Raw genomic sequence first — 12,994 nt, 5'->3', positions numbered from 1 at the left:
CCCGCCGGGACGGAACTGCGCCCCGCCGGGACGCGCCCCGCCGATACTGGCCCCATGGCGAACAGCGGCATCCCGACGGCGAAGCTCCGCGCCTGGTGGGCGCACCGGCAGTGGCTGGACGGCGGCCACCGCGGCGCCACGGCCGCCGAGGTGCTGGCCGCCACCGGCTGGGCCCGCTCGGTCGACGGCGCCGCCCCGTACCTGGGCCTGTTCGCCCGGGCCGGACTGGGCCGGGCCGCCGTGGACGCGGCGGTGGCCGCACTGGAGGTGCACGAGCTGCCGTCCGCCCGGGGCTGCACCTACGTGCTCCCGGCGGCCGACTTCGGCCTCGGCCTGGCCGCCGGGGCCGCCACCCCCGAGGGCGATCTGGCGATGGCCGAGAAGCACCTCGGTGTGACCCGGGACGAGATCGAGAAGCTCTGCCTCACCATCTCCCAAGTCCTGTCCGAGACCGACCCGTTGGAGCCGGCCGCGATCCGTGCGGCGGTCGGCGACGCGGTCCGCGGGCTCGGCGAGGCGGGCCGGAAGCGCGGACGCACCACCACCCTGCCGATCGCCCTCGGCCTGCTCCAGGCCCGCGGCCTGATCCGCCGGGTGCCCGCCAACGGGCGCCTGGACCAACAGCGTTACGGCTACGTCCGCTGGGACCAGCCGGTCCGGGGCTCGGCCACCGAGCTGGCCGAGCGGTACTTCGCCTGGGCCGCACCCGCCTCGATCAGGCACTTCCGCTGGTTCACCGGCTTCACCGCCGCCACCGCGAAGGCCGCCACCGCACCGCTCGACCTGGTCGGGCTGCCCGGCACCGACCTGCTGCTCCCGGCCGAACTCCTGCCCGAGTTCCAGGAGTTCAGCCCGCCCGGCACGCCCTCCTACGCACTGGTGGCCGGCATCGACGGCCTGCACCTGCTGCACCGCGACCTGCCCCGCCTGCTCGACCCGGCCGATGCCGCCCGCTCCGCACCCACCGCCCGGGGCGGCCGCAGCTTCGGCAGCGAGGCCGACCCGGGGAGCCACCTAATGCTGGACCGGGGGCGGATCGTCGGGATCTGGGAGTACGACCCCGAGCCGGGCGAGATCGTCCACCAGCTCTTCGTCCCGGCCGACGAGCCGCTGCGCGAGGCGGTCGCGCGGACCGAAGCCTTCGTCCGGGAGCAGCTCGGTGACGCGCGCGGCTTCAGCCTCGACTCGCCGAAGAGCCGCGCCCCGAGGATCGCCGCCCTCCGCGCCGCCTCCGGCTGACCGTCCACTGATCACCCGCTGACCACCCGGTCCGGCCGGTCCGTTACGGTCGGGGCATGAACGACGAAGTGATGGTGATCACCGGCGGGGGCCGGGGCATCGGCGCCGCCACCGCCGTACTGGCCGCCGAACGCGGCTACCGGGTGTGCGTCAACTACCGCGCCGACGCGGCCTCGGCGGCCGGAGTGGTGGCCCGGATCGAAGCGGCCGGCGGCACCGCCTTGGCCGTCCGGGCAGACGTCAGCCGGAGCTCCGAGGTCGAGCGGCTGTTCCGCACCGTGGACGCGGAGCTCGGCCCGCTCACCGCCCTGGTGAACAACGCCGGGACGCTGGAGCGGCAGGGCCGCCTGGACGGGCTGGACGAGGACCGGCTGGCCCGGATCTGGGCCGCCAACATCACCGGCCCCTTCCTCTGCGCGGGCGCCGCCGTCCGCCGGATGTCCACCCGCTACGGCGGCCGGGGCGGCGCGATCGTCAACGTCTCCTCCGCCGCGTCCCGCCTGGGCTCGCCCAACGAGTACGTCGACTACGCCGCATCCAAGGGTGCCCTGGACAGCATGACCACCGGCCTGGCCCTGGAGGTCGCCGCCGAGGGCATCCGGGTCAACGCCGTCCGCCCCGGGCTGATCCACACCGACATCCACGCCCTCGGCGGCGAACCCGCCCGGGTCGACCGGGTCGGCCCGCTGCTCCCGATGGGCCGGGGCGGCCGGCCGGAGGAGGTCGCCGAAGGCATCCTCTACCTGCTCTCCCCGGGCGCCTCGTACGTCACCGGCTCCTTCCTCGACCTGGCCGGCGGCCGCTGAACCAAACCGCACCACCCGGAGGCCCGCCGGTACTACCGTGACGGACATGACCGACCGTGAGTTCGACGCCGTGTCCCCCCGTCTCGCCGTGCCCGACGTGGCGAACTTCCGCGACGCGGGCGTCGCGGGCCTCCGCCCCGGCCTGATCTACCGCTCCGGGGCGCTCAACTCCCTGACCCCGGAAGGCGCCCGGCACCTGGCCCGGCTCGGCATCCGTACCGTCATCGACCTGCGCACCACCGCCGAACGCACCGTCTGGCCGGACCTGCACCACGGCCTGGAGCTGGAGGCCCTGCACCACCCCCTGCTCCCCGACCACGGGGACGACTTCAGCTGGCCGAAGACCATGGCCGACACCTACCGCGTCATGGCCGAGACCGGCGGCCCCTCGATCGCCGCCACCGTCCGCCGGCTGGCCGCCCCCGACGGCCTGCCCACCCTGATCCACTGCGCCGTCGGCAAGGACCGGACCGGACTCACCATCGCCGTGCTGCAGTCCCTGGCCGGCCTGGGCCAGGCCGAGGTGGTCGCCGACTTCCTCAGCTCCAACCGCCACCTCGGCCTCGACGCCGGCCCGGTCTACTACATCGACGAACAGGGCGAACGCCGCCGCTCCCACCCCGTCGAGGCCACCTACCTCGACCTCGCCCTCACCCACCTGCACACCGCCCACGGCTCCCTCGACACCTTCCTCACCACCCACGGCGTCACCCCGACCGAACTCACCACCCTCAGGGAAAACCTCCGTCCGTGAAGCCCGACACCCTGTTCGCCGCCCTCGACGGCCTCCGCCGGTACTCGAACGACCTCGGCGTCCCGGCGCAGCACAAGCCGGTGCTGCTGCTCTGGCTGTTCGACCGGCTGGCCGAACGGGGCAGCAGCGAGGTCGGCTACGCGGACGCCCACGGGCCCGTCGGAGCACTGATCAACAAGCTCGGCGGCCCGAGGACGCTGCACCGCGCCGCCGACCCGTTCCTCCGACTGGAACGGACGCTCTGGCAGCTCTCGGACCGCGCCGGTGCCCCGATCCCGGTCGCGCGGGGAGTCGGCGGACCGCAGTTGCTGGAGCGAGGAGCGGTCGGTCGGCTGCGCCCCGAGGTGGAGCACCTGCTGCGCACGGATCCCGACAGCCTCGACGAGGCCACCCGCCGGACCTGGATGAGCCTCACCCCGGAACAGCGGCACAGCGTGGTCGACTCCGCACCGGTCGACCCGCTCTCGCCGTTCGAACAGGCCGTCCGAACCACCGCGCCGCGCCATCGGGCCTACAGCCGACTGGTCCGGGACACCGGATTCCGCGTCCTGGTCCTGACCGCCTACCGCAACACGTGCGCGATCTGCGGCTACGACGGTCTGATGGGCGGTCAGTCCGTCGGGCTCGAAGCCGCTCACCTGCACGGCCACGCCGCCGGTGGTCCGGACCGGATCGAGAACGGCCTGGCCCTCTGCGTCCTGCACCACCGGCTGCTGGACAGCGGTGCCATCGGCCTCACCCCGGACCGCACCGTCGTGGTCTCCAGCACCTACCGGGCCACCTCCGCTGCCGGCCAGGCGGTCCTGGCCCTGGCAGGTACCCGGCTGGCGGACCCGGTCGCACCCCACCCGCCGGTCTCGGCGGACTTCATCCGCTGGCACACCGACGGGGTGTTCCGCCCCTGAGCACCTGAGCAGTCGGCCCGACCGGGCCGCAGGTGGCGGCCCGCCGCCGGGTCAGGAGCCGAAGCGGGCCTCGAAGGCGGCCCGGTTGGCCGAGACCGGGGTACGGTCCCAGACCGCGAAGACCACCCGGGTGAAGGTCGCGCCGTAGGCGTCCAGGGCCTGGGCGAAGGCGTCGGCCACCTCGGCGGGGTCGTTGCGGAAGACCCCGCAGCCCCAGGCACCGAGCACCAGCTCCCGCACCCCGTGCGCCGCCGCCACCCCGAGCACCCGCCCGGCCCGCTCGGCCAGCACCTCGCGGACGTCCACCGGCCGGCCCTCCGAACGGAGCGCCAGCTGGCCCGCGTTGGGCGCGGGCGAGGTGAGGAACGAGACGGGGTACGGCTGCCGGAGCAGCGCGCCCTGCCGGTCCCGGATCACCGGCACGCCCGGGGACCAGATCACCCGGTGGCTGTAGTTCAGATCGGCCGAGGCCCGGTGCGCCTCGTAGTAGTCGGGCGCGGCCAGCAGGCAGTGGTACAGCAGGGCACTGCGACAGAGGTCCTCCTCCTGCGCCTTCGCCCCGCGCAGGTACCCGCCCCCGGGGTTGCGGGCGGAGGCGAAGTTGAGCACCGCGACGTGCTCCGCGCCCTCCTCTGTCAGCCGCCGGGCCGCCTCGACGCTGCCCTCCGCCGTCACCTCCGGCACACCGCCGAACGCCCCCGTGGCCGCCGGCCGGTGGGACGGCCCGTACGACACCGTCCCGGTCCTGGCCGCGGCCAGCATCGCCCCGATCCCGACCTCACCACCACCCACGGGGTAGCTCCCCCGCTCGGCGATCTCCTCGTTCACCACGGCCACTTGGTGCAGTCTGCTGCTCATCCCGCCGACGTTAGCGACCCCCGCCCGCGCCGGCATGCCAATAAAAACGACCGGGCCCGCCCCACCGAAGTGGAGCGGGCCCGGTCAGGAGCTACGAGCTACCGAGCGTCAGCTCTTCCAACGCGGCTTGCGGTCGCCGCCGTTGAAGCTGCCGCCGCGGTCGTCGCGGTTGAAACCACCGGTGCGCGGGGCACGGTCACGGTCGCCACCGAAGGAACGGCCACCGGAGCGGTCGTCACGGTTGAAGCCGCCACCCTGCTGCGGGCGGCCACCGGAGCGGTGGTCGTCGCGGCGGGCGAACGGACGGCTGCCGCCGCCACGGTTGTCCCGGTCACCGAAGGACGGACGGTCGCCACCGAAGGAACGGCCACCGGAGCGGTCGTCGCGGTTGAAGCCACCCGACGGACGGTCGTCACGGTTGAAACCACCGGTACGCGGCGCGCGGTCGTCACGGTTGAAGCCGCCCGAACGCGGGGCACGGTCATCGCGGTTGAAGCCACCCGACGGACGGTCGTCACGGTTGAAACCACCGGTACGCGGGGCCCGGTCGTCACGGTTGAAACCACCGGTGCGCGGCGCGCGGTCGTCACGGTTGAAGCCGCCCGAACGCGGGGCACGGTCATCGCGGTTGAAACCACCCGAACGACCACCGCGGTCGTCACGGTCACGGTTGAAGCCACCCGAACGGTTGTCCCGGTCGCCACCGAAGGAGCGGCCACCGGAGCGGTCGTCACGGTTGAAGCCGCCCGAACGCGGGGCACGGTCATCGCGGTTGAAGCCACCCGAACGACCACCGCGGTCGTCACGGTCACGGTTGAAGCCACCCGAACGGTTGTCCCGGTCGCCGTACGCGGGGCGCTCGTTGCGCGCCTCGCGGTAAGCGGGGGTGCGGTCGGCCTCGGCGGCCGGCGCGGCGACGGTCTCGGCGGACTCGCCGGCCTCCGCAGCCTCGTCGGTCGGAGCGGCGGCGGTCTCGGCCACCGGCTCGTCCTCGATGCCCAGCTCGGCCCGCTCACGAGCGGCCCGGGCGGCCAGGCGGTCGGCCTCCTCGCGCAGCTCGTTGGCGCGGCGCTGCGCCCGCTCCAGCTGGCGCGCCATGTCGGCGACCTCGCGCTCGGCGGCACCGGCGATCCCGGCGGCCGACTCGGCCTGCACCTCGACCAGCGAGCGGGCGCCGGTGATCCGGGCCACCTCGGGGTCGAAGGCGTGGTCGAGGATGTGACGCGAGGCGTCCACGCCCGCGTCCTCCATCAGACGGAAGACGCCGCGGCGCTGGTGCGGCAGCACCAGGGTGACGACGGCACCGGAGCGGCCCGCGCGAGCGGTCCGGCCGGAGCGGTGCAGGTAGTCCTTGTGGTCACCGGCCGGGTCGACGTTGAGCACCAGGTCGATGTCGTCCACGTGGATGCCACGGGCGGCGACGTCGGTGGCGACGACCACGTTGAGGTAGCCGTCCTTGAAGTCGCCGAGCACCCGGGTACGGGCGCCCTGGGTCATCCCGCCGTGCAGCGCGTCGGCCTTCACACCGGCCTCGATCAGCTGCTCGGCCACCCGGTCGGCACCCATCTGGGTCCGGACGAAGATGATCGTGCGGCCCTTGCGGGCGGCGATCGCGTTGGTGATCGGGGCCTTGTCCTTGGGCTTCACCACGAGGATGTGGTGGCTCATGGTGGTGACGGCGCCCTGGGCCGCGTCGACCTCGTGGGTGACCGGGTTCTTCAGGTAGCGCTTGACCAGGCTGTCGATCTCGTTCTCGAGGGTGGCCGAGAACAGCAGGCTCTGGCCGCCGCTCGGGACCTTGTCGAGGATCTCGGTGACCTCGGGCAGGAAGCCCATGTCGGCCATCTGGTCGGCCTCGTCGAGGACGGTGACCATGACCTCGTCGAGCTTCGCGGTGTTGCGGTTGATCAGGTCGCGCAGGCGGCCGGGGGTGGCGACCAGGACGTCGACACCGCGCTCCAGCGCGTAGATCTGGTTGGACATCGAAGTGCCGCCGCAGACGACCTTGAGCTTGAGGCCGAGCACCGAGCCGAACGGCTCCAGCGCGTCGGCGACCTGCATCGCCAGCTCGCGGGTCGGGACCAGGATCAGGCCGCGCGGGTGCTTGGGCTTGGTGCGGCCCTCGGCGGCGGCGATGCGGGTGAGCATCGGGAGGCCGAAGCTCAGGGTCTTGCCGGAGCCGGTGCGGCCACGGCCGAGGACGTCCTTGCCGGCCAGCGCGTCCGGGATGGTCGCGGCCTGGATCGGGAACGGGGTGGTGACGCCGCGCTTGTTCAGGGCGCGCACCACGTCGTCGTGCAGACCGAGGTCACCGAAGGTGATGGTGGGCTCGGTGTCCTCCGCGGCGGTCTCCTCGACCAGCTCGGCGGAGTCGTCGTCGAGGACCAGGGTCTCGACGTCAGGGGCGTCAACGGTCTCGACCAGGGTGTCAAGAGCGTCGGAACCGTTCGCGGGCATGGCGAAGCGGTCGTTGTCAACGAGGGACATGCAAAACCTTCCGGAAGTGGCACGCGCCTAAGTCCGGGGTTCTGTTTACAAACCGCCTCTATGCGGTCAGCCACCGAATCGCCGGAACGCGCCAAGGGCGCCAGGGTATTTCAGGGCGCCAATCAAATGAATCAAAGTAACGATCTACCACCATACGGCAGCCTCTGGATCTAAGGCAAACCCGCTGGCCAGACCGCTATTGCCCGGCGGAACTGGGGCTCGGGGCCGCAGAACCGGGGTCACTTACCGAGGGTACCGGAGAGCTCGGGGCGGACGGGGCCGATGAGGCGCTCGTCTCAGCACTGGGCGAGGGCTGCGGGTGGCTGCTCGACGAGGCCTCCGGGGCGCCCGTGCCCGCCCGGGAGCCCGACGGCGTCCCGCTGGGGCCGCCGACCGGAGTGCCGCTCTGGCCCGGCGGGAGCGGCATGCCGGCCGGCGGGGTCGCACCCGGTACCGATCCGCCGGGGGCTGCTTCCGGCGCCCCAGCGGGAGCCGACGAGTTCACGCCCCCCACGTGCTCGACCCGCTGCCCGTTGCTGCCTCGCCCCGGCGCGTGTGCGCCGCCCGCGCCCTTGCCGGGCGACCCGGTCTGCCCGGCCGGGAGGTTGCTCGGCAGGGTGTCCGAGGACGCACCGCCGACGGACATGCAGCCCGTCATCCCCGCGCCCGCCAGGGCCAGCACCAGTCCTCCGGCCACCAACCGCCCCGTCCGCACCCGCACCACCGTCACCTGGGCCCTCCCCTGCTCGACCAGCCGCGCCCGGCCGCCTGTGGTGACCAACGCCCGCCGGCCCGGCAGGACACGGCCGGTCCCCCGATCACCGCAAGCCCCGGCCGGAGCGCCCTGACGTGCGGTCAGCACCGCGCGGTCAGAACACCCGCCCCAGCCCGACCCCGGCCCAGGCCGCGGCGATCCCGGCCACCAGGGTGGCCAGCAGGTAGCCCGCCGCCCGGCCGCGCGCCCCGCCCTCCGCCAGCCGCAGCACCTCGTACGAGAAGGTCGAGTACGTGGTCAGCGCCCCGCAGAACCCGGCGCCCAGCAGCAACTGCCCGCGCACCGAGCAGACCCCGAGCACCAGGCCGAGCACCAGTGACCCCAGCAGGTTGACCGCCAGCGTGCCCCAGGGGAATCCCGGACCGAACCGGGCCCGCAGCACCAGATCAGTCAGGTACCGGAGCGGCGCCCCGACCGCCGCGCCCCCCGCCACCAGCAGCCAGTTCACCGCCGCACCGCCAGTCGGCGGGTGACCGCGCCCCCGGCCCAGGCCGCTCCCAGCGCCGTCACCGGCGTCCCGACCAGGTAGACCATCCCCCGGACGGCCTCACCACCCGTCAGCAGCCGCTGCACGTCGACGGCGTAGGTCGAGAACGTGGTGAAACCGCCCAGCACCCCGGTGCCGAGGAACGGCCGGACCAGCCGATGCGGCGTCAGCACCTCGGTGACCAGGACCATCAGCACCCCCATCGCGGCACAGCCGGCCACGTTCACCACCAGCGTGGTCCACGGGACGGCGTCCGCCCCGACCGGCCAGAGCAGGGCGGCCCCGTATCGGGCCGACGCGCCGAGCACCCCGCCCGCCGCGACCACGGCCAGCACCGGCCCCTCACCCCGCAGGCCCACCCGATCGATCAGCATCCGACCAGTGAAGCACTGGGGAACACCGGGAATCACCGGCCCCGGTGATCTGGCACAGCGTCACCCCACACCCGACAATGAGTCGGTGGACATGACGCGGGACGAGTTCGAGGCGCTGGTCGCCGATGCGCTGGACCAGATCCCGCCGCAGCTCGCGGCCATGATGGACAACGTCGCCATCTTCGTGGAGGACGAACCCGACCCGGCCGACCCCGAGCTGCTCGGCCTGTACGAGGGCACCCCGCTCACCGAGCGCGGCGAGTGGTACGCCGGGGTCCTGCCCGACCGGATCATCGTCTACATGGGTCCGACCACCCGGTTCTGCGAGACCTACGACGAGATGGTGCAGGAGGTCCGCACCACGGTCATCCACGAGGTGGCCCATCACTTCGGCTTCGACGACCACGAGTTGCACGAACTCGGCTGGTCCTGACCCCGCCCGCCGTCCGGGCCGCCGAAACCGTTTTGGCGTTCCCGCCCGGATCCCATATGCTTCTCACGTCCCCGACCGCTGCTAGTCAGCCGGGCGGGCCGCAAGCCCTCATCGTCTAGTGGCCCAGGACGTCGCCCTTTCAAGGCGGTAGCACGGGTTCGAATCCCGTTGGGGGCACGGCAGTACCGTAGTAAAGTCGGCGTCGAAAGACACCGAGGCGGATGCGCTCCGCACGAGGTCCTGTGGAGCAGTTGGTTAGCTCGCCACCCTGTCAAGGTGGAGGTCGCGGGTTCAAGTCCCGTCAGGATCGCTCGTCTCGCAAGAGACGGTGCAGTACGGCCAGGTAGCTCAGTTGGTACGAGCGCCCGCCTGAAAAGCGGGAGGTCGCCGGTTCGACCCCGGCCCTGGCCACAACTGCTGACAGAACCCCCGGTGAGTCCGCTCACCGGGGGTTCTGTCGTATCCGGACACGTACTGCACCTCATGCGAATCCCGGCAGCGGCCGGCCCAGGACGGAAAACAGCGCAGCCCCCGAGTGACTGAAGCACTCGGGGGCTGCGACATGCTGCCCTCGTCCGCCAGGCGGCCGGGTGGGCATAGGTACTACTTAGAGCGGGCGAATGTTCTCCGCCTGCGGGCCCTTCTGGCCCTGGGTGACGTCGAACTCGACCTTCTGGCCCTCGAGCAGCTCACGGAAGCCGTTGGCGTTGATGTTCGAGTAGTGGGCGAACACGTCAGGACCGCCACCCTCCTGCTCGATGAAGCCGAAGCCCTTTTCCGAGTTGAACCACTTCACGGTGCCATTAGCCATTTAAAACTCCTTCAGGGGACTGTCCAGAGCTCACATTTCGCAAGCCCCGCGTCGCCGTGATGGGCCCGCCCGGGGAAAGAGCCGGGAAACAAAAAACGCGCCTGCGGTCACAACCAGCAGGCGCACACAAGTTCATGGGAACCACAACTGCAACTACCACGACTGTAGCAGGGTCCGAGCCACTGCGGGGGGTTCCGACCCGCCGAGTTGTGTCGGCGCCACCGCCCCGACCCGGCGTCGGCCTGCTGCGGCAACGAAAAGTCCATGATCCAGAAAATCCGAAAATCCGTTACCTGGCGGCGGGTCCCGCCGCCACGATTTGGGCGCATACTGACACGGATGACGAATTCAGCGCCACGGCGCCATCTCCCCACCAGCCCCTTCCGCCCCGCGCCCACGCCGCAGCTCAAGCGGTTCGCCGTCGGCGATCGGGTCTCCCACGACGAGTACGGCCTGGGCCGGGCCATCGCCGTCGAGGGCGAGCTCGCGGTGCTCGTCGACTTCGGCTCACGACAGGAGCGGATCACAGCGCCCTTCGCCAAGCTCTTTCTGCTCTGACCTCGGTCGGTCACCGCCCGTCCGGCGGTGACCGACCGACGGCTCAGAGGTCCTTGCGGCGGTAGAAGCCGTACTCGTTGCCCATCGTCGCCACCCGGGACACCGTGCCCGACTGGCCGGCGTTCTCGATGGCGATGTACTTGGTGTGCTCCGCGTTGGCCCAGCCTCCGAAGAGGATGGTGTGGCCGCTGTTGATCAGCGCGTCACCCGGTTGGAGGTCGCCCTTGCTGATCTTCTCCGAGACGCTCGGGCTCATCAGGCCCGTGGTGTTCAGGCCCCCGCTCGAGTTCGGCGGGATGCCCCAGGCTGCCGTGACGAAGCCCGAGCAGTCCACCCGGTAGCCGGCCGTGATCGCGCCCTGGCTGTAGCCGAGCTTCATGTCGACGCGCTTCATCGCGCGCTCCAGGATCTCCTTGCGCTGCTCGTCGAGCCCGTCCAGCTTGGGCCGGACCAGCGCGCCCTTGCCCTGCCCGTTGTGCGGGTGGGTCTTGCTGTTGCCGTTCCAGTCCTCCCAGCTGTCCCCGTTGATGTACTTGACGCCCTTGTCGCCGGTGCTGTGGTCGCCGTACTTGCTGTGGTCGCCACCACCGCCGTTGTTCCCGCCGCCGCCGTTGTTCGAGCCGCCACCGCCGCCGTTGCCGGAACCGCCGCCGCCGTTGCCCTTCCCGTTGATCCGGGTCGAGCCGTCGTCCTTCGGGCGGTTCTGGTCCTGCTTCTTCATGTCGTCGTGGGCCTTGCGGTCCGCCTCGGTGTACTCCTTGATCACCGCTTTGATCTTCTCGGTGTCCTCGGAGATCGCCTGGGTCAGCTTCGCCTTGGTCTCCATCAGGTGCCGGGCGCGTGACTCCACGTCCTTGGCGTCCCTGAGCACGTCGTAGGCGACCCCGAAGCCGACGATGCCGGCCAGCGGGCTGGCGGCCAGGTCGACCGCCACCGCCTTGGCCAGGGTGTTCTGGATCTGGCCGAGCTTCTTCTGCATCTCGGCCATTCGCTGCGCGACCTGCTGCCAGTCCTGCTGGATCCTGCCGAGTTCCTGCAGCTGCACACCGAACTGTTCACCGGCCATGGTTCCCCGTATCCCTTGTCCTCGTGATGATCTTCCGTGGGAAGACTCAGAAGCTGGCCAGGCGGTTGACCGCCTGGCTCAGCCCCTCCAGTTCGTCCGCGACGCCGGCCATCTCGCGGACCCGGCCCTGGGCGTGGTTGGTGAACGCGTCGGCGGCCGGCCCGTGCCAGGTCAGCTTGGTCAGCGCGGAGTTGACGTCGGTGCTCAGCTTGTCGAACTCCTTGCCGAGCTCGGCAAGCTCCTTGGCGATCTGGCGCAGCTCGTCCTCGCCGCCGCCGAACATCTCGCCCAGGGCCCAGCGGGCGATCTCGGCGGGCGCCATGACGATGTCCTTGACCACCCTGGCGCCCGCGCCGACCAGGTCCTTGGCGTCGTCCCATGCTTCGCTGATGAAGTTCAAAGCGGCTCCCCCGGAACCTCGTACCTGCAGGATGACAATCCGTCAAAAGGCTAGCCGAACACCGCAGTCCCGGGGAGCCCGCCCGCCCCCTGGACTGCGGGCGTCAGCTGCGGACACCGCCGGCCAGCACGGCCACCGCCTCCAGCGCCAGCAGTCCGTCCGCGTCCAGCCGGGCCGCCGCCAGCCGGTCGTACACGTGCTTGAGCTCGGCCAGCACCTCGGGCGGCTGGGTGGTGACGACCAGGCCGATGTTGGCCACGCCGGCGGCCGGTCCGGCCCACCAGTCCTCCGGGTCGACCCGGTAGGTCCAGCTCACCAGGCGGGCCGCCACCTGCTGCCAGCCCGCCTGCTCCAGCAACCCGGCCAGGCCGTCGGTGGTCCGCTCGAACGCGACCGGGACGGCCGGGAAGACCGGCCGCTCCACCCCGACCTGCTCCAGCACCTCGCCGAACAGGTCCATCGCCTGGTTGCCGACCACGGGCCAGAGCGTGACGGCGCCCAGGCCGCCCGGCCCGACCACCCGGCGCAGCTCGGTCAGCGCGGCCACCGGGTCGGCCACGTGGTTGACCACGAAGTTGGCCGTCACCGCATCGAACTCACCCTCGGTGAAGGGGAGTTCCGGCAGCAGTGCGAGCGAGACCGGGACCTCGGGCAGCCGTTCGGCGGCCGCCTTCACCATCTGCGGCTCGGCGTCCACCGCGGTCACCACGGCGCCCCGGCCCAGTGCGGCGGCTGCCACCGTCCCGGGGCCGGTCCCGACGTCCAGCAGCCGTACGCCGGGGGCGGCACCCGCCTGGTCCAGCAGCGCGGGCACCGCACCCGCGCACAGCCCGCCGAACCCGCGCAGATAGGCCGTCGCCACCCCGGCGGCGCCCCACATCCGCCGCTCGTGCACGTCGAAGTCCTGCATGCCCACCCCTCACCTAGTCCTGCCGCAGCCTACGACGGGCCCCGTCCGACGGTCTGTGACACTGGAGGTGCTCAAGCCCCCCGTCGTCCGGGGGTGCAGGGCCTGAAAAACCGAGGTGCGCCCGCATGCTC

General features: G+C 71.9%; 14 protein-coding genes and 3 tRNA genes. 9 read left to right on the top strand and 8 right to left on the bottom strand.

All coding sequences use genetic code 11. The features are described from left to right. The first annotated feature begins 54 nt into the window (after positions 1-54). Genes ABT118_RS01025 through ABT118_RS01010 form a run of 4 tightly spaced genes read left to right on the top strand, consistent with a single transcriptional unit; the run spans position 55 to position 3,704 of the window. Complete coding sequence (locus tag ABT118_RS01025; protein ID WP_350644026.1) at positions 55-1,239, top strand: DNA glycosylase AlkZ-like family protein; 1,185 nt, start codon at positions 55-57, stop codon at positions 1,237-1,239. 56 nt (positions 1,240-1,295) lie between these two features. Next, the gene (locus tag ABT118_RS01020) at positions 1,296-2,045 is read left to right on the top strand and encodes an SDR family oxidoreductase (RefSeq protein WP_350644025.1); all 750 of its coding nucleotides are present in this window, start codon (positions 1,296-1,298) and stop codon (positions 2,043-2,045) included. A 46-nt stretch (positions 2,046-2,091) separates the two neighbouring features. After that, a complete protein-coding gene (locus ABT118_RS01015) occupies positions 2,092-2,799 on the top strand; it encodes a tyrosine-protein phosphatase (protein WP_350644024.1) in 708 nt (235 codons plus the stop codon). After that, positions 2,796-3,704: a phosphorothioated DNA-binding restriction endonuclease gene (locus ABT118_RS01010; protein WP_350644023.1), complete on the top strand. Its 909-nt coding sequence runs from the start codon at positions 2,796-2,798 to the stop codon at positions 3,702-3,704. Before ABT118_RS01015 ends, ABT118_RS01010 begins: the two co-directional genes overlap by 4 nt. 51 nt (positions 3,705-3,755) lie before the next feature. On the opposite strand, the gene ABT118_RS01005 is transcribed toward ABT118_RS01010, so the two are convergent. The 4 genes from ABT118_RS01005 to ABT118_RS00990 all read right to left on the bottom strand — a co-directional run bounded on the left by ABT118_RS01005 (position 3,756) and on the right by ABT118_RS00990 (position 8,685). Beyond that, complete coding sequence (locus ABT118_RS01005; protein ID WP_350644022.1) at positions 3,756-4,562, bottom strand: TIGR02452 family protein; 807 nt, start codon at positions 4,560-4,562, stop codon at positions 3,756-3,758. 108 nt (positions 4,563-4,670) lie between these two features. Continuing rightward, positions 4,671-7,049: a DEAD/DEAH box helicase gene (locus ABT118_RS01000; RefSeq protein WP_350644021.1), complete on the bottom strand. Its 2,379-nt coding sequence runs from the start codon at positions 7,047-7,049 to the stop codon at positions 4,671-4,673. 869 nt (positions 7,050-7,918) lie between these two features. Further along, positions 7,919-8,272, bottom strand: coding sequence for a fluoride efflux transporter FluC (locus ABT118_RS00995; RefSeq protein WP_350644020.1), 354 nt, complete (start codon positions 8,270-8,272; stop codon positions 7,919-7,921). Next, entirely contained in the window at positions 8,269-8,685 is a 417-nt protein-coding gene (locus tag ABT118_RS00990; RefSeq protein ID WP_350644019.1) for a fluoride efflux transporter FluC, read from the bottom strand. Before ABT118_RS00990 ends, ABT118_RS00995 begins: the two co-directional genes overlap by 4 nt. A gap of 91 nt (positions 8,686-8,776) precedes the next feature. Here ABT118_RS00990 and ABT118_RS00985 point away from each other — a divergent pair, with 91 nt between their 5' ends. The 4 genes from ABT118_RS00985 (at position 8,777) to ABT118_RS00970 (ending at position 9,529) form a co-directional block, all read left to right on the top strand. Then, positions 8,777-9,118 carry a metallopeptidase family protein gene (locus ABT118_RS00985; RefSeq protein WP_350645074.1) on the top strand — a complete coding sequence of 114 codons (342 nt, stop codon included), beginning with the start codon at positions 8,777-8,779 and terminating at the stop codon, positions 9,116-9,118. 104 nt (positions 9,119-9,222) lie between these two features. Continuing rightward, positions 9,223-9,295 (top strand) — tRNA-Glu (locus ABT118_RS00980). A gap of 59 nt (positions 9,296-9,354) precedes the next feature. Next, positions 9,355-9,428 (top strand) — tRNA-Asp (locus tag ABT118_RS00975). A 27-nt stretch (positions 9,429-9,455) separates the two neighbouring features. Then, a tRNA-Phe gene (locus ABT118_RS00970) sits at positions 9,456-9,529 on the top strand. A gap of 196 nt (positions 9,530-9,725) precedes the next feature. Here the strand turns inward: ABT118_RS00970 and ABT118_RS00965 are convergent. Beyond that, entirely contained in the window at positions 9,726-9,929 is a 204-nt protein-coding gene (locus ABT118_RS00965) for a cold-shock protein (protein ID WP_045694210.1), read from the bottom strand. 339 nt (positions 9,930-10,268) lie between these two features. Between ABT118_RS00965 and ABT118_RS00960 the strand changes: the two genes are divergently transcribed. Next, a complete protein-coding gene (locus ABT118_RS00960) occupies positions 10,269-10,487 on the top strand; it encodes a hypothetical protein (protein WP_350644018.1) in 219 nt (72 codons plus the stop codon). 43 nt (positions 10,488-10,530) lie between these two features. On the opposite strand, the gene ABT118_RS00955 is transcribed toward ABT118_RS00960, so the two are convergent. The 3 genes from ABT118_RS00955 to ABT118_RS00945 all read right to left on the bottom strand — a co-directional run bounded on the left by ABT118_RS00955 (position 10,531) and on the right by ABT118_RS00945 (position 12,863). Then, the gene (locus ABT118_RS00955; protein WP_350644017.1) at positions 10,531-11,553 is read right to left on the bottom strand and encodes an NlpC/P60 family protein; all 1,023 of its coding nucleotides are present in this window, start codon (positions 11,551-11,553) and stop codon (positions 10,531-10,533) included. A gap of 46 nt (positions 11,554-11,599) precedes the next feature. Beyond that, on the bottom strand, positions 11,600-11,953 hold the full coding sequence (locus ABT118_RS00950) for a WXG100 family type VII secretion target (RefSeq protein ID WP_350644016.1): 354 nt from the start codon (positions 11,951-11,953) through the stop codon (positions 11,600-11,602). 103 nt (positions 11,954-12,056) lie between these two features. Further along, positions 12,057-12,863 carry a class I SAM-dependent methyltransferase gene (locus ABT118_RS00945; protein WP_350644015.1) on the bottom strand — a complete coding sequence of 269 codons (807 nt, stop codon included), beginning with the start codon at positions 12,861-12,863 and terminating at the stop codon, positions 12,057-12,059. Positions 12,864-12,994: the final 131 nt, after the last annotated feature.

It is taken from the genome of Kitasatospora sp. NPDC002040, from assembly GCF_040296785.1.
GTDB lineage: Bacteria > Actinomycetota > Actinomycetes > Streptomycetales > Streptomycetaceae > Kitasatospora.
This window is presented reverse-complemented; position numbering and strand designations above follow the sequence as displayed.

Coding starts and splice junctions, on each gene's coding strand:
- ABT118_RS01025 (WP_350644026.1), top strand. CDS start 55: ATGGCGAACAGCGGCATCCCGACGGCGAAGCTCCGCGCCTGGTGGGCG.
- ABT118_RS00965 (WP_045694210.1), bottom strand. CDS start 9,929: ATGGCTAATGGCACCGTGAAGTGGTTCAACTCGGAAAAGGGCTTCGGC.
- ABT118_RS01000 (WP_350644021.1), bottom strand. CDS start 7,049: ATGTCCCTCGTTGACAACGACCGCTTCGCCATGCCCGCGAACGGTTCC.
- ABT118_RS00985 (WP_350645074.1), top strand. CDS start 8,777: ATGACGCGGGACGAGTTCGAGGCGCTGGTCGCCGATGCGCTGGACCAG.
- ABT118_RS00945 (WP_350644015.1), bottom strand. CDS start 12,863: ATGCAGGACTTCGACGTGCACGAGCGGCGGATGTGGGGCGCCGCCGGG.
- ABT118_RS01015 (WP_350644024.1), top strand. CDS start 2,092: ATGACCGACCGTGAGTTCGACGCCGTGTCCCCCCGTCTCGCCGTGCCC.
- ABT118_RS00990 (WP_350644019.1), bottom strand. CDS start 8,685: ATGCTGATCGATCGGGTGGGCCTGCGGGGTGAGGGGCCGGTGCTGGCC.
- ABT118_RS00960 (WP_350644018.1), top strand. CDS start 10,269: ATGACGAATTCAGCGCCACGGCGCCATCTCCCCACCAGCCCCTTCCGC.
- ABT118_RS01005 (WP_350644022.1), bottom strand. CDS start 4,562: ATGAGCAGCAGACTGCACCAAGTGGCCGTGGTGAACGAGGAGATCGCC.
- ABT118_RS01020 (WP_350644025.1), top strand. CDS start 1,296: ATGAACGACGAAGTGATGGTGATCACCGGCGGGGGCCGGGGCATCGGC.
- ABT118_RS00955 (WP_350644017.1), bottom strand. CDS start 11,553: ATGGCCGGTGAACAGTTCGGTGTGCAGCTGCAGGAACTCGGCAGGATC.